Source organism: Actinomadura sp. 9N215 (assembly GCF_044326345.1).
GTDB lineage: Bacteria > Actinomycetota > Actinomycetes > Streptosporangiales > Streptosporangiaceae > Spirillospora.
In genome coordinates this window covers 118342-137531 of the sequence record NZ_JBIRBA010000002.1, presented here as the reverse complement: position 1 = coordinate 137531, position 19190 = coordinate 118342, and the positions used below count along the sequence as shown (strand labels likewise).

Genomic DNA, 19190 nt, shown 5'->3' with positions numbered 1-19190 from the left:
CCGGTTCGGTCTGGTCGGTCTTGCGCGGCCGGACCTTCAGGTCGTGGCCCGGCACCGGCTTCTCGTGGCCGTCGACCTTGGGGCGGTGCGAGTTCGGTGGGTCGGCGAGCGCGGGCGGGACCGACAGCAGCCCGGCCGGCACCGCGAGGGCCATGACGGCGGCGAGGATCGTCACCGGCCGGCGCGGCCCCAGCACCAGCCTCTTGCGGCCTGCGTTCACGATGTCCTCCGTCGCCACCGCCCCTGGCAAGCGGGGGCCGTGCACGAGATCACGAGAAAGAAGAGGGGGAAGGAAGGGGGCGCCAGTGGTGGGCCGGTGCCTAGGGGCCGTCCTCGGTGGGGAGTTCCACCCCGGCGGCCAGTGTCTGGATCTGCTCGGTGGTCAGTGCGCCCTGGTAGGCCCATACGTCGTCGATGGCGTCGGTCCAGTACTCGGTCCCGTCGGGCGGACCGAATTTGGTCCGGCCGACCTGCAAACCGCCGTTGCCTGCCGCTTTGAAGGCGACCACCTGGTCCTCTTGCGACACCCCGTCGGTGGTCTGCTCCAACTGCCCGTCGACGTACAGGCTCACGCGGTCGCGTAGCGCGTCGTACATCACCGCCAGGTGCGACCACTCGTGCGGGGCGAACCCCGAATGCGTCGCCGCCAGCGCAGGCGCGGCCCCGTCATCGGCGTTGTGCATCACGACCTGCCAAACGCCCTGTTCCTCGGGGTCGGCGCCCGGCACGTACCGCAGCGCGAACGCATTGGTGTGCGCGCCGGGCTGGGAGAACACCGTGGCCGCCTGCAGCGGCCGGCCGCCGTTACGCACCCATCCGGTGACGGTGAAGCTCTCGTCGGTGTTGACCACCGGTTGCGCGGTTTCGGCGAACGCCTTCAACGCGGGGGCCAGTTTCAGGCCCCCGGCCGACACGCCACGGAAACCCGCCGTCGGATCGATGGCCGCACCGTTGCGCAACACCTGCGCCTGTGCGCCCGGGCCCTCACCCGAACCGTCCTGGTTCAGCTTCCATCGGCCTTTCAGGACCGGATGCTGGGTGACCAGTTCCCCGGCCTCCTGGGCGCCGAGGATGCGGTCGTAGACGCGCACGTCGTCGATCTGACCGGCCCAGTGATCGACCGGGGCGCTCGCCCATTGCGAGCGTCCGATCTCCAGGCCGCCGACGGCGAGCCAGCTCGAGGTGACCTCGGGGCTGTCGGTGCCGCGTTCACCGTTGACGAAGATCTGCAGTCGCTTGGAGATGTCGTCGTACACCCCGACCAAGTGCGTCCATTTGTCGGTCTGGGCGGGGTCCTTGGAGGTGGCCTGGTACCAGCCGGTCTCGGCGCTGTCGTGGGCGGTGCGGGCGAACACCCACCGGCCGGTCTCCTCGACGTACTTGAGGTAGAAGCCGCTCTTGTAGGCGCCGCGCGCCGAGACCGCGGTGAAATTCCTGGTCGGTGAGGTGGCCGTGCCGTCCGCCCGCACCCAGGCCGACACCGCGAAGCTGCGCAGGGTGTTGACCACGGGCCGCTGGGTCACCGCATACTGCCGGGCGGTGTTGTCGGTCCGCAGCGCGCCGGCCACCTGGCCCCGCGAACCGACGGCGGCCCCGTTGTGCAGGCTCGCCTTCCACGGCGCGACCGGGCTGTAGACCCGCGGCTGACCCGCCGCCTCGTCCATGTTCCACTGCGCCACCAGGCCCGTGCCCCCGGGGACGGACCCCGTGGCGAGCTGCTGGGCTTGGGCGTCCGACAGGGCCTGGCCGAACACCTGCACGTCATCGACCGACCCCGGCCACTGGTTCGGGTAGCCGCCGTTGTAGAGGGCCCGGCCGATCTGCAACGGGCCGTGCGTCTCCAGCGGGGCGGTCACACCGTCGGCGGTGGCCTGGAGGGATCCGTTCACATACAGCCGCGCCTGCCCGGCGGCCTTGTCGTACACGCCGATCACGTGGCTCCACTCGCCCACCGGGAGCGGCGCATCGTCGGCCGCCCACTGCCACGTCCCGCCGCCTTGATCGTTGTCGGCGGTCGGCCATTCGACATTGACGTGACCGGCGTCGTTCATCCCCAGGACGAAGCCGCTCTGGAGGGTCCCGAGCTGCGCCAGGAGCTCTCCTTGCCGCCGCTGGGTGGGCTTGGCCCACGCCGACACCGTGAAGCTCTGGGTGGTGTCGACGCCCGGCAGGCTGCTCTCGGCGTATCCGGTCACCCCATCAAGCGTCAGCGCGGTCCCGTTCCTGCCCGCCCCGCCCAGCGCGGCCGCACCGTGCAACCACGCCGGCCTCCCCGGCCCCGTCGAGGTCACCTCGGTCGCCCCGGCCCCCTCATCCAGGGTGAACCGGGCCACCGGCTCGCTGCCGGCGTTGGCGCGGAACTCATGGGAGGCGACCGAGCCGTTCTGGTTGGACGGGGCGAACGCCTGCACCGACACGATGTTGGGGCCCGAGCGGGTCGGCGCGATCTGCACCTGCCGCGGCGCGCCCGCCGCCGTGCTCACCGTCCGCGCCGGCCCGTCGTTCACTGTGATCACGTACCGGCCGGCGACCCCCTTGGAGTCGGCGACGGTGAACGTCCCAGGCTGTCCGACCCCGCCGTGCCAGGCGTCATCGGCCGGATAATCGGCCGAGGCGATGGTCGGCTCACCGGGCACCGCGGCGTCGTAGACGAAGTGGCAGCCGGTCTGCGCCCCGTCAAAGCTCCAGGCGCTGTACTGCTCACCGTCCCAGGCCCGCACCCCCCAACCGATCTTGGTGCCCTGCGGGATCGTCGACGGCAACGCCATCTCGAACCTGCTGCCCGACGTCTTCGCCGGCGTCAGCGCCGACTTCCATTTCTCGCCCCAGTCCGACCCGTCCGCCTTGCTGGCCCAATGCAACGTGAACTGGCCCCGCACCTTGCTGCGGTCCTCGGTGTCAGGATCCTTCAAATACGCATACACGGTAGGGACGGCGTTGACCGTTTTGGCCTGCCCGACGGGCAGGCACTTGGTGCCCGGGTTGGCGAACATCGTGTCGGTGTCGGGCTGCAACGGCGGATTGTTGTACTGCACCTTCAAATACGCGTCATCAGCGAAACGCTTCCACCACGACATCGACGACTCGCTGTAGGCCTTCAACCCGAACGTGATCGTCGATTGGCCCTTGTTGATGGCGTCCTGCACATGCGCCCGCAGCTTGGACCCGCTGAACTCCACCGGCGCCCGTGAACAGTAGGCGACATCACGCGAGTCCAACTGCTCGCCCCACTCATCACCAGTGTTGTTCCAGGTCGCCGACGCCTTCAGCGTCGAAGTGCGCCACAACTGCACCGAGGTCTTGTTATCGCAGTCGTAGGCGCTGGTCTCATAGGCGATGAACTCCACCTTCTGCACGTGCCGGCCCTTGATCGGCGGCAACGGCGTCCGGTAGAACAACCGCTTGGTCTGGTTCTTCACGCAATTGGGATCCTTGGCGACCTCACACCGCCCCACACCCTCGGTGGACCTGCCGCCGAACATCGGATAGTTCTCACCCGGCCACCCCGACGACACCATCCCCCACGACGACGCCTTCAACGTCCGGTACACCGGATCGATGAACACCGGGAACACCGTGTCCGGCGCCGTCAGCATCGCCGGGTCCGGCGTCAACGTGACCGTGCCGTCCCCCACCGCCACAGCGATCGGCGCGGTCCTGGCACCGGGCGCCGGCTCGACCGCCCGATCAGCCGGTGCCCGCCCCGCACCGGCCTTAGAACTCGCCCCCGCCGCCCGGGAGGAGTCCCACATCTGCGGAGAGGGAGCGGCGAACACCCCCGCGCCCGAACCGGCGGCGGCGATGAGCATCCCGCTAGCGGGGTCATTGCGCACCGACAGGCCCGATGTCGACAGGCCCAACACCAGTTTCGCCACCCGGGGATCCTTGGCCGCCTGGACGGACTTGACGACCAGGACGTGCGCGAAACCGTCCGCCAGCGCGCGCAGCCGCAGGTCCACATCCGGGCCCGCCACACCCCGGTAAACCGCGGTGTCACCCTCCATGGCCGGCTCCGGCAACGCCTGCGGCCACGACAGCGCCAGCTTGCGACCCGCCCGGGCCACCTGCACCATCGGACCATTCCCACCGGCGGAAAACCTCAGGCCGACGGTCGTCGCGGCCGGCACGATCGCGCTGCCCCAGCGGCGCAACGTCGTGTCGATATCGGACCATTCACCGTTGTGACGTGCGCGAATGGGCTGCACATGTTCCTCGACCTCAATACGGCCATTCGGCAGCGCCCGCACGGTGCGGGTCTCGCCGCGCTGGGACAGGATCTCGACTGGATCACCGGACTGGCGCGCGGCTGCCAACGCCCTCTCCTGAGTCGCCCTTCCCTCCGGGGCATCGGCGTAAGCTGCGGTTTCCCGCGCTACCGCCGCAATGGGGACCTGTAGGAATCCCGCGATCAAAGCCATCACCAGAATGCGGGCCCACCAGGCCGGACGCCGCCACGAAAGCGACCTCGGAACGGACGCACAAATACGGACGACTCGAACCATGCGAACCCCAGAATGTAAAGGTTCCTGTCAAGGCGGCCTTAACATAACTCGGAGATCAAGGCGCGAGAAGAGGCAAGACCGTTCCTTGCCACTGTGATCTATATCACATGCAGTTGGGTAACCGAATGCGCCCAGCAGCGCGTCTTTCTCTAATCTGTTATCAACAACTCATGACAATGAGTAACGCCGCGGACCCGCAGTGAGATCAGCGGTCCGGCCGACCATCAGCGCCGGGATGGCCCAGGGCGCCTGGACCATCTGGCCGCCCGGAGGGTCAGGTGGTGGGGGTGAGGTTGTTCCAGAGGCGGGCTAGGGCCTGTTTCAAAAGGGATCACAGCCACTCGGTGATCGCGCCGATGTGGATGGTGGCCTGGTAGCGGACGGCGAGCTTGTCGAACCGGGTCGCTACCACGCGGTGGCCTTTGAGGCGGTTGATGCCGCACTCGACGGCATGGCGGCCGCGGTAGAGCACGAGCCTACGTCCAGGGGCGGGCGTCGCGCCGGTCACCGTGGCCCGGGGCGTTCGGCATTTGTGGGTTTCAACTGATTTCGATCGGAGTTCAGTTGACACAACGACGCCTCATTTGACTCGATCATCGATAGTCCATCATCATCCGGCCTGGAAGTTGGACCGATCCGGAGTGCTGATCGTCAGCTCCCACGTGCGAGCGCTCAAGCGTGGCCAGGCCTTTCGCCCATCCTCGGCGACGCGCGCGAATGTTTCACCGGCGTCCGGGCATCGTGCTTCTAGTTGATCGAAGGGCTTGCCGTTCGCCCTGTGCGGGGTCTACGAGCCAGGTGACAGCGCCCATGACACCGGACTCGATACCGTCTTCCTCAGCTCCCGATCCCGCCTTTTCTGGGGAATCGAGCGGTCACATTCTTGCAGCGCTGAGAACCGGCCCGGGGACCCTTGATCGGGCTGCACGTCACTAGCTTTTAGCACGAAACCGGGGAGGGAGGGCATGCGCTTGCGTGATCGAGATGTGCGGGTGATCGAGACCCTGGTGCGCCGCCTTGTCGCGGACGCCCCTGATGCGTGGTCGCGCGCCCGCTGGTCCGGGTCGGGTCAGGCCATGGGGTCCAGCAGCCGTCTGGCCTACAGCCTGGTTGACGGCGGCGTCGTCATGGCGGCGACGAGCGCCACCGATCATGATCTTCTTATGGGCCTCACCAAAGCCGTCCATGAGGGGCAGGGCTGGGAGAGCCTGCTGTTGGAGGTGACCTGCGACCCGTTCGGGCACTTCACCGTCACCGGCACCAGCGACCTGCTCGACCCGGGTTTCGCCGGCTCGGGGTACGTGGTGGTGCTGGACCGCGGGTACGTGCCGGTCGAGCCCGCGCCAGGAAGCCTGAGCAGCACGGCGGATCTCAGGCGGGCGATTCGGCCGTCGCGGTCGCGAGGCTCGAAGAGTACCTGCGCCGCTGCCGCGAACTGGGGATCGCTGCCGTGCTCCGTGAGCCGCCCGGGGACATCGACCGTGTCGAGGCTCTGCTGGGGTTTCCGCTGCCCCGGGATCTGCGGGCGCTGTACGAGCTGGGCGACGGCGAAGCGACGATCGGCCTGTTCGAGGGACATGAATGGCTGCCGCTGAAGGAGGTCGGGCGGGTCCACGCGCAGCTGCGTGAACCGGTGTGGCCCGGGTCGGAACTGGGCTGGGACAAGGTCGTCTACGACGCGTCCCCTTCGGGGATGGTGCGGCGCTGCAGCGGTCACCAGGGATGGATCCCGTTCGCGCATGACGGGTCCGGCAACTACCTCGCCGTGGACATGAGCCCGGCCGCCCACGGCCGCGCGGGGCAGGTCATCCGCGTCGGACGCGACTACGACACTGGTCCGCAGTTCGTGGCCGATTCGGTCACCACGCTGCTGGGACGCTACCTGCGCTGGTTGCAGGAGGATCGGTTCGAGATTGACGACTTTGTCGATCCGCCTCGCCTTGAACTGCTGCCGCCCACGCGGGACCGGCCCCTGACCAGGGCGGTCGTCGAGGCCCCCGGGCCGCCAAGGGTGTCCCCGAGCTGCAATCGGTCCGCGTCCGAGAGCACGCCGGTCTGAGCTTCCTGTGCGCCGCCCCATGCTGCGCGAAATCGTCCTGTACGACGTGACCGCGCCCGATCTGGGCCCGGTGAGCGGGCTGCCGCTGGAGTCTGTCCAGCCCGCCGTGAACGGGCCGGTCCATCTGGAGGCGCTGTCGGCCCACCCCACGCTGCGCGCATTGAAACTGGCCAGCACGTCCCTGGTCGACCTGGGACCCCTGCTCACGGTTCCGCACTTGCACGGCCTTGATCTCAGCGAGGCTCAAGCCCCAGATCTCAGCGTCCTCGCCGACCTGTCACAACTGCGGTATCTGGCGTGGCGGCCCGACCAATGGACCTCACTCGGGCACCATGCACTACCCGCCAGCCTTGCCGGGGCCTGTCTGGCCGGCGAGCCATCACTGACCGCGGCGCTGGCATGGGCCTCCACACTCGGTATCGACACCACCGGCGTCTGGCGCCACTCTGGATGGCTTGAGCCGGCACCAGAGGCACCTCGCTGACCACCCGACGCCGACTCGCCGATCAGCTCACCACGCCCATGGACAGTTCGATCAGCCGCCGAACCAGCCCCGGCCCAGCGTCTCACCGGGCGCATCGTGTGCGGAGAAGGTACACGGGAAGCGTGCGTGTCGGCCGTCCACTACAAGGTGCGAGACGACAACCATCGACCAGGAGCGAGCTATGGGTACTGACATCTATGGGTGGATCGAGATACGTGATGGCACTCAAGGCTGGCGTCCGGAAACGGAGCTGAGTGACCTGTACTCCGATCGGGACTACGACGCCTTCGCCTGGTTGTTCGGATTGCGCAATATCGGCGATTTTCAACCGCTCGCCGCCAACCGCGGCCTTCCAGTGGATGTCTCTCACTACGTACGCGGCCAGGTGGAGGAATGGCAGCACGGAACGACGTGGATCTCCTGGGCAGAGGTCGCGACCGCCGATTGGGAGGTAAAGTGCCGACCGCCAGAGAAACGTGTCCGCATATACCAGCGGCGGGACGGTGGCGCACTGCGGCCCGTCGGCTGGTACTCCTGGCTGTGGGAGCCCTCGGACCTCAAGGGTGAGCCCTTGGAGGGGTCCAGTCTTGCTCGCTGGCGAGAGCACGGCGAGTGGACGAGCCCGGACGGTAGCACCATGTACCGTGCTGAAACACTCCGGCGCCGCCACGCCGTGCCACCCGATGGCCCTTGGCAGCCGGTCTGGCAGGCGATGGCCGAACTCGCCGACCGCTGCGGGGACCAGGGAGTCCGCCTGGTGGTGTGGTTCGGCTGAACCTGACGAACGCCTGATCCCGGGGCCAGATCGGTGTGAAGCTAGCGGCTCCTCCACTTCCCGGGCAATGGGGTCAAAGCCCTGCGCATCCCGCAAGGCCCACCTGCCAGGCCGCGTCGTCTTCCTGCTGGTGAGAGGTCGCAAAGTCCGGTTCGTTGGCCGGGCCGTGCCCCTCGCAGGATGCGCCGCGCTCCCAGCCGGTTCACCCGGCTCCTGATACGAGCCCGCGCCGAGGTCGGGCACGCCGAGTGGCTCTCCCCGCCGACCCCCGCTCCCCCACTGACCTGGTGCCGCCCTATCAGCCCGACCGCGTCATGGCCAACACCGCGGCGTTCGAAGACTCTGTGGTCGACAATTCTGGGACCTGGAGTGGATCGAACTCGCAAGAACTGACCGCTGGTATCAACTGAATACTAATGATTCTCGGGAGAATGGGTGCGTAAACATGCTGATCTTGTCGGAGCCCGTCCAGTCCCGTCGCGATTTCCGAAGATCAAGCGAATTCATCCTCGACATTCGGTTGTGAGCCGGTGGCTGAATCGTGGTGGGCGAGCGTACCGGAGTTCCCGTCAGCTCGTCTCTTCCAGTCGCCGCCGTAGGTCAGCCGTCAGAGGGTCATCTGGACCCAACACGCGCTCGCTCCGCTCCAGTGTCTTGCGAAGCAACTCCACCGCCTCACCTCTGCGCCTGCGCGACGAGGCGAAACGCTGGGCAAGATCACGCATCGCCATCAGCGTATTCGGGGCGTCAGGGCCGTGTACGCGTTCCCGAGCCAGCGCCGCCGCGTGTACCTCGTCCAGCTTGCCGCCTTGCTCCGCGAATTCGCAGGCCGTGACCAGCTCCTGCCGCACGTATTCGGTGTCGGGGTGATCGGCGCCAAGCGCCCGCTCGGACCGCCCCAGTGTCTCCTCCAGCTCGTGCAGCGCCTGTACCACCCGGTCGCCGATCAAGCGGGCCGAGCCCAGGGCGCACGCCGTGCGCAGGGCTCTCGGGTGGTCTGCCCCAAGTCTTTGTTCCACATCGGACAGCTCCGCCTCAAGCACCTTGATTTCGGCGCGGACCGGCCCGTCGAGCTGCTCTCGCGCGGCGATACAGTCGTCGAGCGCCCGTCGGGTGTACGGATGGTCCGGGCCGAGCAACCGGACGAAATGGCGGGTTGTCTGCTGGGCTAGCGCCAGCGCCGCCGCCGGCCATCCGACCTCTAGATACACTTCCGCCATCCGCTGGCGCAGTTGGAGCGTCGCGATGTCGTCGGCGGGCAGCACCGCCTCATGCGCAGCCAGCACCTCCTCATACGCCGAAAGAGCGCGGTCGACCATGCCGGATTCCCAGTAGTTTTCGGCCTGCTGGTAGCGCTCGCCGCGCAGTTCGGGGTGATCGGCCAGCTGAGACGGTGGGTCGGACCGGGATTTTGCGGTCTCCTCCGCCTTCATCACGGCGTCCGCCTGGGCCTTGTATTGCGCCGCGAGCCAGCCGTCCCTTGTATTCAGGCCATACGGGTCGTCGGCGCTGAACGGGAACCGGCGACCGATGTAACGCGTGGATTCGCCGGTCCGAGAGCGCTTGAGGGTAATGACGCGGAAGCGGGCCGCCATCGGCCAGATGGGGATCCACAGGACGCAGAAATACAAGCGCTTGACAACCGAACCGCATCGCGGGCAGGGGTCGGCCTCGCCGTAGAGGATGGTGCCGACCCCGTTGAGCGTCGCCGTGCCTGGAGCGGGCCACGCAATGGTCTCGTCCGTGCACTGCTCGCAGAACCGAGGAACACGGCGCCGGGCACCCCGGTTGGTCGACTTCATGGCGCCCCCTGTGGCTCGCTGCTGGGCTTACTGGCATAAATCAATATGGCGTGTCGTCTCCGGATTGGTGGATCCTCGACAATCGCTACGGAATCCTTATCAGGACATTGTGGCACGGCATACGGGCTGGGCGGCCTGAACGCAGTCCGGCAGCGGATCGAGGAGATCGGTGAGCAGATCGCGGAGTTGACCGGGCTGCTGGAGATCGAGGAAGCCGAGCGGTCGCGGCTGGTCATCACCCGGGAGACGGTGGAGGAGATCGCGGGTGAGGCGGCCCAGGTCTCGGCCGGGCCCACGGTTGAGGCCGTTTCTGCTGAGATGGTTCGGGCTGCTGAGGGGTCGGAGTCGCCGATCGGGGTGTTGACGGTGCCGCCGTGGCGGCCGGGAATGAGGGCGTTGGTGTTGCCGGAGGCCTATCGGGACGCGGTGGAGATTCTGGCGGATGCGGCGGAGCCGATGCGGGCTGGGCAGATCGCGGTCGCGAAGGGGTTGGAGGATTCGGCCGCCAAGCGGGAAGGGCTGCGGTCCAAGCTCAAGCGGCTGGTCGAGCGCGGGTGGGCGGTCGAGGACGGCCCGGGGTTGTTCACTCTGGCCGCCCCAGTGACCCGCGAACTGGTCACCGGGCCAGGTGAGGGTGGGGACGGCATCGGATCGTCACCGATGGGGTGATTGCGGCCGGGCTCTTCCCCGGTGCAGGTTCGAAGGCGACCAAACCGGTCGATCCCTAGTTGGCGGGCGGTCTCACCGGGTTGGCGCGCGCAGGGCGGCGGCGCTGCTGAGCACGCTGCCGCGGGCTTCGGTGGTGGACGCGGTCCGGTACGCCTGCAGAGCGAGGCGGGTGGAACCGTCCCGGTCTGTCTCGGCGAGCGCCAGCGACGGGCCCGCCAGGTCCCGGGACCACGCCTGTGATGCCCGGTGGTCGGCGATCCTGCTCTGCCGCACCGCCGCGCCAGTCGCCGCCAGCGAGACCACCAGCAGTATCGTCAGCGTGGTCGACAGGATCCGCAGCCGGCGGGCACGACGCCGGACGGCGGACTGTTCGCGGTCGCGGGCATCCAGACTCGCGGTCAGAAACCTTCGCTCCGAAGGAGTCATGTCAAGTGCGTCGGCCGGCCCGCCCAGGAGTTCCTCAGCATGGACCAGTCGGGTGCCCCGGTACAGGGCACCGGGATCGTGATCGAGTTCTTCCCAGGTGCGGGCGGCCCCGGTGAGACCGCGCAGCACCCGCAGGCGTTCACGGTCGGTCTCCACCCACTGGCGCAGCCGCGGCCACGAGCTGATCAACGCCTCATGGGCGATCCGCACCCGTTCGTGGTCACGGGTGAGCAGCCGCGCCGCCGTCAGTCGTTCCAGCACCACGCTGATGTCGGGATCGTCGCGGGGGTTCAGTTCGGTGTGCTCGGCGGGCCGGGCGGTGTCCTCGGCCCCGCCTCCGGGAGTGATCAGCCGCAGCAGGATCCGGCGCACCAGCCGTCGCTGGTGTTCCTCCAGCGCGGTGTAGAGCTGTTCGGCGGTGTGCGCGACGGCGCCGTGCAACCCCCCGGTGGCCTGGTAGGCGGCAAGGGTGAGCGTCCGGCCCTGACGCCGCCGCCAGGTCTCCAGCAGCGCGTGCGATAGCAGCGGCAGTCCGCCGGGGGTGTCGCCGACGTCCTGCAGCAGCCGATCGGTCAACGCGCGTTCGCAGATCAGCCCGGCCGCCTGCGCGGGCTTGACGATCACATCCCGTAGTTGCGCCGCTGGCATCGGCCCCACCAGGAGCGTCGCATCGCGCAGTGCTTCGGCGAGCCCGGGGTGTTCGGCGCACCGGCCGAAGAAGTCGGCGCGGACCGCTACCACCGCCCGTACATCGCCGCCCGGTCGGCACGCCTCAAGCAGCCGGTCCAGGAATGCCGAGCGTGCGTCGGGGTCCAGGCACAGCGTGTACAACTCCTCGAACTGGTCCACCACCAGCAGCCGACCCGGCCGTCCACGGGCGGGCGCGAGCAAGTCGGCGTGTTCGTGGTGCGGCCGCGGCCCGGGAGTGATCACCTGGGTCTGAAGCCGTCCCGGGGGCCGGTTGTCGGGCCGGTTGTCGGGCCGGTTGTCGGGCCGGTTGTCGGGCCGGTTGTCGGGCCGGTTGTCGCTGCCGGACGGCCCGTCCTGCACGGCCGGGACCAGCCCGGCGCGCAGCAGCGAGGACTTGCCCGATCCTGACGGACCGACCACCGCGACCAACCGGTACCGCCGCAGCCGATCGAGCAACTCACCGACCAGCGCGTCCCGACCGAAAAACATATCGGCGTCGGCCTGCTCGTAGCGCGCCAATCCGCGATAGGGCGGCTCGGCGGCATCGGCGTGGACGGTCTCGGCAGCCGCGCGCTGCCACCGTGCCTCCCATTCCTCTCGCGCCGCGCCGCAGGCGGCGGCATAGGCCAGCACCACCTCAAGAGACGGCAGCCGGTGCCCGGCCGCTGCACGCGACAACGTCGTCACCGAGAACTGCGTTTTCTGCGCCATCTGCCGATACGTGATGCCATTCGCGCCCGCCCGTAACTCACGCAATTCCCAGGCCAGCCGTTGAACCGGACCATCGCCTGGATTCAGCGGGCGCTCTTGACGTCCCATCATCCCTCCCGGACTGCTGCTCGTCCCCTGGCAAACCAATGTAGTCGAAATCCAGGAAAGATCACCCTTCAATGGGCGTGCGTGTCCACAAATCGCCAACCCGGCGGCGAACCGGAGGGCCTCGACCACAACCGGCGAGCTGCGGAATCGCTCTTTCATCCCAGGTCAGGCCCTTGTACAGCGGGTTTGTTTCATCTGGGCGCACCCTCTTCCGAACAAAATCTCGCGGCCACATCATTCGAAGCGGCGCCACAATCCCCAAGCCCGAGAACGGGAGGAACAACGCTCCGGCGCCACAAGAAGACCGAACCAATGCACCATCGAAGGAAAGGGAAATGAGATGAACATCCGCAAGGGCCGACTCGCGACCTTGGCGCTGGCCGCGCCACTGGCCGTCTCCGCCTTGAGCGTCCCAGCCAATGCATCGGCCGTTGCCGAAGCCGACGTATATAAGCCCGGCAACCTGCGTGGGTGCATCGGCTGGGTCGGCACCCGGGGAGGGTACAGCCAGGGGCACGTGAAGTGCGCCGGAAAGCGCGTCTACGTCAAGGTTAGGGTCCAATGCGCGCGCGGCCAACGTCACGAAAGTAACTGGCGCTGGGAGTACAACCACGCCGATTGCCGGATAAGCAAAGAGGGCCGCGTGACCCGACTCTGGTACAAGATCGGCAGGTAGCCCACACGCTCGGTGCTGGGGTACCCGCAGTGCAGGTGGGGCCCCAGCACAGCTTGCGATTCTCAGTTGGGAGTAGTTCCTTCTGAAGGACCGAGGTGATCACGCGGTGAGGTCGTATTCATCTTGGTTGCGGGCGTGCTGGGCTGTGCGTGGTACCGATGCCGAGGAGCTGCTGGAGATCGACGCCGAGTTGGATTCCCTGCGGATCGTGCGAGAGCAGGCCGAAGAGCAGTGGCTGCTCCTCGCTTACGCTCTTCCCAAGCCATGTGATCGTTGCTCGGGCGGGGGCGGTCGAGTTGATTCCCTGATGTTCGGCAACGGCGGCTGGGCTGGGCTGACAACGGCGAAGAATCCTACGGTCTGGGTGCCGTGCAGACAGTGCGAAGGACGCGGGAGTCGTTCGTTCTGAATGATCGGGCCGATCACGCAGTGAGGTCGTGTGGCAGCCGATGAGGAGCGCGGCGGCCGGAGAGGCGATGACCTGGCCGATGTGTCCGGCCAGCAGCGCCAGGACGTGGGTGGCGACCCAATCTTCGGCCGCGCTGTCGCCGTGCCGGTGCAGGTCCCAGGCTCCTGCCCAGATCTTCTCGATGCGGTGAATGAAGTCGATGACGGTGTGAATGGTCACCGGACCGGGCCGGGGCGAGGCGGTCGGTCGCCGTGTCGTCCACCGGGAACGGCGATCACGTCGTGTGGGCGCGACCTCGGGTCTCATGGCCCGCCGTGCGGAGTAGCCGGCGCAGATGAAACGGCTGCAAGCACCGGGAACATCGCTTAACGGCACCGGCCGCCCGGCCTGCCGTCGCTGCGCGGGCTGCGCTGTGGGCTCGTGATCGTGGTCGCTAGCCCGGCCGTCCTGGGCCGATCACTGTGACTCGACGACGATTTCTCAAGGTTCCCGGCAGTCCTTCTCAGGGAGCGTCCAGAGCATGTGGTTCAGCGTTGGTTGAGGTAGGCCAGTGCGGCGTCGAAGGCGGAATCTTGGTTGTTGTTGAGTTCCTCCTCGCTGAAGACACCGGGGGTGCGGGTATGCGGTGGAATGCCGGGGCCGTCGAAGGTGCTGCCGGTCTTGGTGAGGTAGAGCTCGTTGGGCAGTCGGAACCGCCCGCCGCCCGGTAGCGCCCGGGTCATGGTGTCGGAGAAGACGCCCTGGGTGTTCTCGCCGATGCGTCGGGGCTCTGGTGCGCGCCCGATCATCGCCTGGGTGAAGGTTTCCGCTGCGCTGATGGTGAGCGTGCTGGTCAGCAGCGCGATCGGGCCGGTGTGGCCGGCGCCGTCCTTCGGGCGTACGGAAAGGGGCTGCGGGCGGGTGAAACGGGTCGGGTCGGCCGGGTCGTTGCGGGCCTTCTTGGTGTAGGCCACGTAGGGGCGTGTGGTGAACCGTGCGGCGAGCCGGAGCCCGAGTGCATCGGAGCCGCCGCCGTTGATCCGCAGGTCGACGATGAGCCCGCGGAGGCGGTTGCCGCGGAAGATCTGGTCGAGGGCACGGTCGAGCTCGGCGGCGTTGGCCTGGTAACTGTTGGCCTCGGTGTAGCCGGCGAAGGAGAGAACACGCAGATATCCCAGGCGTCCGGGCAGGTCAGCATAGCCGATCAAGCCTCGCGCCCAGGTGGTCAGCGGCTTGTTGGTGTCACGCTTTTCGATCACGTCCTGGACCTGCTTGAGGAAGGCCTCGATGTCGGTGGGCAAACGCGTGCCTGGCCTGATGCCCTCGAACGTCCTCTCGCCGATCCGAATCCCGGTGTGGGCGTCCCCCAGCGGCTCGATCATCGCGCGGAGCACGCCGAACAGCTGGTCGTCGGTGGTGTCCGGCCCGATCCTGGACCTGTACCGGTCGCGTACCGACCGCCAGTCGATGCCCTTGGCGGCGAAGAACGGATAGTTCTCCGCGAAGGTCGCCCAGAACACGTCGAACGCCTTGACCGGGTCACGCCTGCCGGGCGGCGGGTCGCCCGGCAGGCATCGGTTCGGCAGTCTCGGCAAGCGCCGCAAAGTCACCTCCCCGACCGAGCCGTCCCCTTGCGTTCGCGCCCATCGGTGGCCGCGGGGACGCACGGACACCATCGGCGTCCCCTGGTCATCGACGAACCGGACCGTGCCGTGCGGCCCGGGAGCCCCGTCCTGCCGGCCCGCCAGGACTCCCTTCAGGCAGCTGACCGAAGTGGTGTCATAGGCCTGCAACCGGCCCTTCTCAACCGTCATGACCATGCCGTAACCGTCGGTCCGCCAAACCCCCTCAACAGACCCGCCACCACCGGTACCGGCCATCGCTCCGGTAGATAGCGCAACCGTCACCGCCGCCGCCCCGGCTACCGCCGGATAGATCGCATATCCCAACACCAGGAAGCCCTCCTTGGTCCGGGGGTCCCGCAAAACCTGCCGACCCCACCGCCTGCCCCGTGGCCCTGTGCACGCACAACCAGGACCAGAGCCCGACCTCCCCAGGATTGTCCAGCAACCGATCCCTCATGAACGGCAGCGCGTCATCCATCAAAGGAGGCGCCGCCAACAGGTCAGGAACACCGCCCTGGTAAGTCTCTCCACAGCCTCCGATCGCCATCCGCCCAGGCGGCCAGGGCCTCACCAGTCAACGGCCGTTGCTCCACAGCGTCCCCGACAAGTGGTCCCAGATCGTTCACAGCCACACCATTCCATCCCCTGGTCGCTGTGGTCGGCACTACCGTCGATCGCATCCGCTCGCTCACCGCGGCCAGATGGGGCTTCTGATCGTCACTCGCCAGTACGTCGGCCGAGTAACAGCCCGGAGCCCCCGCGAACGCTGGTCGGGGTCGCTGGTTCGAGTCGCGGCTCGCCGGGCCCACCTCGCGTGATCGCAGCTCAGGGGCGGGTTGCGATGAGTGCTACCTGGGTGGGGTTGGAGATCGTCTCGACCTGGGCGAAGCCCGCTTGTTCCAGCATCAGTGCCGCCGGTCGTGGTTGGAGGGTGCCGCCGCCGATCATGAGATTCCACAGGTCGGTGGCGGTCGCGGCGAGGCCGGTGTGGTCGTGCGCCGACACGAGCATGATCAGGGCGGCGCCCGGCCGGGCCGCGCGAAACAGCTTCGGCAGGGCCTCTTCGAGTATGTCCGCGCTGATGAACGGCTGTGGCACCCAGATCATGTCGAAGGCGCCGACGTCCGGGATCTTGGCTACGGACTGTTCGCGCACCTCGATACGCGCATCGAGACCCGCGGCCGCGATGTCGGCCTTGGCGACCGCGACCGCGGGCGGGTTGATGTCCAGGCCCACCGCGTTCAGGTGCGGAAACCGCTGGCACAGCTCGATGGCGATCCCGCCGGCCCCTGTGCCGACGTCGAGAAATCCCGCCCCGGGGGCGGCAAGCCGTGCGGGAAAGCCCCTGAGCCTGGCGAAGCACCGGCCGAAGATGCTCATGGCGATCTTCCCGCTCGACACCCCGCGCCAGCGGATGAGCGCGGGGTCGGTCTCCGCCCAGCCCCGGCCGGCCCCTTCGACGTATCGCTGGACGAAGCCGAGCAGCTCGCGCACGTACCCGGTGAGCGCGGCGGGCGGGACGCCCGGCGGCACCGCGGCCAGCATCCGCTCACTCGGGGCGATCGGGTCCCGGGTGAGCAGGCCGGCCTCCAGCAGCAGCCGCTGGGTCAGCACCGCCTCCGGGTCGTCGGCGGGCGCGGCCGTTTCCAGGAGGCCCTGATCAACGGCGCGGCCGACGGCCGACAGGATCCACAAGTGGGTGATCTGCTCCTCGATTACGTTCTGCTCGGATGTAACGCTCTGCATGGATGTCTCCCTGGTCGGACTACACCCGTGAGGCGTAAATGCGCGGTGAACGATCCGTACCGTTAGACATGCCAGCGGGGCGGACCGCCGGGGGCCGGGTCATAGCGGCAGGCCAGGCCGGTCTTGATCGACGCCCTCAGGTGGGCGGCGGCTCGCGGGGCGACCGGTACGAGCCGCTCGATCGCCGATCGCAACGTCCGGGTGACATTGACACGGGCCCGTTCCGCCTCGGAGGAGGCCCGGCGTGGCCGGTCCCCCAGGCCGCTGGCCTGCCGGAGCTGGTGGACGAGGGCCTGGCGTTCGGAATCCGCCGCGGCGGCCCGTTCGACGTCCCCCGTTTCGTCGGCCGTGTCAAGCTCGGCCTCCAGCCGGGCCAGCCGGCGCCGGTACGCGGCCAGCGCGGTCTCGTCCAGGAGGGGCTCGGCGGACGGGGCGACCAGGCCGGCGCCGCCGGCCACCAGATCCAGCGCCGGGATGTCACGGCCCGGCGCCGCGAGCAGTGCGCGCAGATAGTGCAGGCCGCGGCTGTCGCGCAACCGGGCCCGCTCGGCACCGGCCTCTAGCAGCCAGTCCTGGCCGTCTTTGCGGAGCAGCCATTCCTCCGGTGACCGCTGGAGCCGTTCGAGCAGTGTGGTCATGCCGAGCCGTTCGGCGATCGACCGCGCTCGGCTCAGATGGCCCGCCGCCTCGTCCGCGTCCCCGGCCGCCGACCGCGCGGTCAGGGTGTCGGCCAGCCTGACCAGGGTGTGCGCCACCGAGGGGAGCGCGCCGATCCGCTCCTCCAGGGCGAGCGCCTCCTCCAGGTGCCCGATCGCCGTGTCGAGCCGGCCGAGCTGGGCGGCGAGCGAGCCGAGATGGTGGCCGACCGAGCCGTTGACGGAGATCGCCCCGCCCCACACGACGAGCCTGCCCTCGTACGGCAGGAGCGCCTCGTACAGCCGGGCCGCGGCCGCGCGATGGCGGGTCTTGACCGCGACCACGGCAAGGTTGGCCATGGTGCCCACCCAGCGCGGACCCGACCCGGCCAGTGCACGCGGCAGCAGCCGCTCCAGCTCCGCGCTCGCCTCGGCATCGCGGCCCAGGCTCGCCATGATCCATGCCGCCAGGGCTTCGATGAAGTGGCCCGGAAGGCGGCGGGCCTCGGAGCGCAAGTACTCCACCGCGTCAGGCCACTGGGATCTGTCGCGCTCCATGGCGAGCGGCCCGCGCAGTGCCATGACCAGCCGACGGGCGTCGGGCAGCCGTACCCGCTCGGCCATCTCGGCCACCTCGCCGGCGATCTGTTCCGCCTCGGCGAAGCGCCCTCGCAGGATGGCGAGCGTGCCGTGCCTGGACAGCGCCATCGCCATCGCCGCGCCGTCACCGGCGGCCCTCGCCGCTCGCTCATACGCGGCCAGCACCGACTCGGCCTCGGACACTCTGCCCAGCTCCATCAGCGCCACGAAGCGCCAGAACAGCCCGTTCCGCTCGCGGCCGTCGTCCCCGGCCGCCCGCGCGAGATCGACGATCTCGGCCGCCGTGGTCAGCCGATCGTGCACCGCCGTCGGATCCCACAGCGCGTGCAGCCGTGCGTCCAGGACCTCGGCCAATGTCCGCGGATCACCGGTACGGCGGGCCAGCGCTTGCGCCTCGTCCACCAGCTCGCGCCGCCGCGCCCCGGCCGAGGCGTCGCCCAGCAGCTCCCACGCCAGCCGGGCCAGCACCCGCGCCCGCGCGCCGTCGTCCTTGGCTCTCGGAACGGCGACTTCCAACAGCCTGGTCAGGGCATCGTCCACATCGAGGAACTCGGCCTCCGACGTCGCGTGCAACGCCAGGAAGACCAGCGGGTCGTCATCCTCGCCGAGCCCGTACAGCTCGCCCCGCAGACTCCTGGCCACGCCCGGCCTCCCCCGCGACGCCACCCAGAGGGCATGCGCGGCGTCCGCGCTGACCGGCCCGACGACGGCCGCAAGCTCCTCCTCGCTGAGGCCGCGCAGAGACAGCTCGTGCCCCACGTCCAGCGGCGTACCCGAGGTCGCCAGCACCGCTGTCGAGCCCGCGACGACCCGGCCGGCGAGTACGGAAAGCATCTCAACCGCGTCCCGGCCGCCGTGGTCGATGTCATCGACCACTATCAGCCTGTCGCGTCCCGAGGCAAGCCATCGCGCCGCGCCGTCCAGCTCCAGCGGCCCGGGATCGTCTACCAGCGCGGCGGCCATGTCCTCCGGGGCGCCGGCGTCGCGCAGCAACTGGGACCAGACCAGACGCCCCGGCCACCCTCGGACCGGCGAAGCCCGGACGACCTCGAAACCACGGCGGTGTGCCTCCCGCATCCCCGCCTCCGCCACTGCCGTCTTCCCGGCTCCGCGCCCCCCTCTGATCACCAGCACCCCGCCCGAGCCGGCCCCGGCGTGCCCGAGCAGATGATCGATCTCCGCGACCTCCCGAGCCCTTCCCACGAGCATGACGCCCCCAAACTGAGCATCCAACCGAACGGTTTCCCGCTTTCCCGGCTCGTGTAGTCAGTACCCGACTCGGCTCCCCCGGGGC

At 68.7% G+C, this 19190-nt stretch carries 13 protein-coding genes; 5 read left to right on the top strand and 8 right to left on the bottom strand.

Features of this window, described 5'->3' with window-relative positions:
• Positions 1-320: 320 nt before the first annotated feature.
• Both ACH34T_RS03345 and ACH34T_RS03340 read right to left on the bottom strand, forming a co-directional pair.
• Entirely contained in the window at positions 321-4313 is a 3993-nt protein-coding gene (locus ACH34T_RS03345; RefSeq protein ID WP_395990441.1) for a LamG domain-containing protein, read from the bottom strand.
• Positions 4314-4833: 520 nt separating this feature from the next.
• Positions 4834-4974 carry a hypothetical protein gene (locus ACH34T_RS03340; RefSeq protein WP_395990440.1) on the bottom strand — a complete coding sequence of 47 codons (141 nt, stop codon included), beginning with the start codon at positions 4972-4974 and terminating at the stop codon, positions 4834-4836.
• Positions 4975-5952: 978 nt separating this feature from the next.
• Here ACH34T_RS03340 and ACH34T_RS03335 point away from each other — a divergent pair.
• From ACH34T_RS03335 to ACH34T_RS03325, 3 genes are all read left to right on the top strand, one after another.
• Positions 5953-6561 (top strand): SMI1/KNR4 family protein, encoded by a 609-nt coding sequence (locus ACH34T_RS03335; protein ID WP_395990439.1) that lies wholly within the window; start codon positions 5953-5955, stop codon positions 6559-6561.
• Between the two features lie 19 nt (positions 6562-6580).
• A complete protein-coding gene (locus ACH34T_RS03330) occupies positions 6581-7045 on the top strand; it encodes a hypothetical protein (RefSeq protein ID WP_395990438.1) in 465 nt (154 codons plus the stop codon).
• A 181-nt stretch (positions 7046-7226) separates the two neighbouring features.
• Positions 7227-7820 carry a hypothetical protein gene (locus tag ACH34T_RS03325; RefSeq protein WP_395990437.1) on the top strand — a complete coding sequence of 198 codons (594 nt, stop codon included), beginning with the start codon at positions 7227-7229 and terminating at the stop codon, positions 7818-7820.
• A 569-nt stretch (positions 7821-8389) separates the two neighbouring features.
• On the opposite strand, the gene ACH34T_RS03320 is transcribed toward ACH34T_RS03325, so the two are convergent.
• Positions 8390-9622, bottom strand: coding sequence for a tetratricopeptide repeat protein (locus ACH34T_RS03320; protein WP_395990436.1), 1233 nt, complete (start codon positions 9620-9622; stop codon positions 8390-8392).
• A gap of 45 nt (positions 9623-9667) precedes the next feature.
• Between ACH34T_RS03320 and ACH34T_RS03315 the strand changes: the two genes are divergently transcribed.
• Positions 9668-10291: a hypothetical protein gene (locus tag ACH34T_RS03315; protein WP_395990435.1), complete on the top strand. Its 624-nt coding sequence runs from the start codon at positions 9668-9670 to the stop codon at positions 10289-10291.
• Positions 10292-10363: 72 nt separating this feature from the next.
• Here ACH34T_RS03315 and ACH34T_RS03310 read toward each other — a convergent pair whose 3' ends face one another.
• Complete coding sequence (locus ACH34T_RS03310; RefSeq protein ID WP_395990434.1) at positions 10364-12226, bottom strand: helix-turn-helix domain-containing protein; 1863 nt, start codon at positions 12224-12226, stop codon at positions 10364-10366.
• Between the two features lie 340 nt (positions 12227-12566).
• Here ACH34T_RS03310 and ACH34T_RS03305 point away from each other — a divergent pair, with 340 nt between their 5' ends.
• Positions 12567-12902: a hypothetical protein gene (locus ACH34T_RS03305; protein WP_395990433.1), complete on the top strand. Its 336-nt coding sequence runs from the start codon at positions 12567-12569 to the stop codon at positions 12900-12902.
• Positions 12903-13020: 118 nt separating this feature from the next.
• On the opposite strand, the gene ACH34T_RS03300 is transcribed toward ACH34T_RS03305, so the two are convergent.
• The 4 genes from ACH34T_RS03300 to ACH34T_RS03285 form a co-directional block, all read right to left on the bottom strand.
• Complete coding sequence (locus ACH34T_RS03300; RefSeq protein WP_395990432.1) at positions 13021-13530, bottom strand: hypothetical protein; 510 nt, start codon at positions 13528-13530, stop codon at positions 13021-13023.
• 308 nt (positions 13531-13838) lie between these two features.
• Positions 13839-15242, bottom strand: coding sequence for a S41 family peptidase (locus ACH34T_RS03295; RefSeq protein WP_395990431.1), 1404 nt, complete (start codon positions 15240-15242; stop codon positions 13839-13841).
• Between the two features lie 498 nt (positions 15243-15740).
• Positions 15741-16661, bottom strand: a complete 921-nt coding sequence (locus ACH34T_RS03290; RefSeq protein WP_395990430.1) for an SAM-dependent methyltransferase — start codon at positions 16659-16661, stop codon at positions 15741-15743.
• 62 nt (positions 16662-16723) lie between these two features.
• Entirely contained in the window at positions 16724-19105 is a 2382-nt protein-coding gene (locus ACH34T_RS03285; RefSeq protein ID WP_395990429.1) for an AAA family ATPase, read from the bottom strand.
• Positions 19106-19190 lie beyond the last annotated feature (85 nt).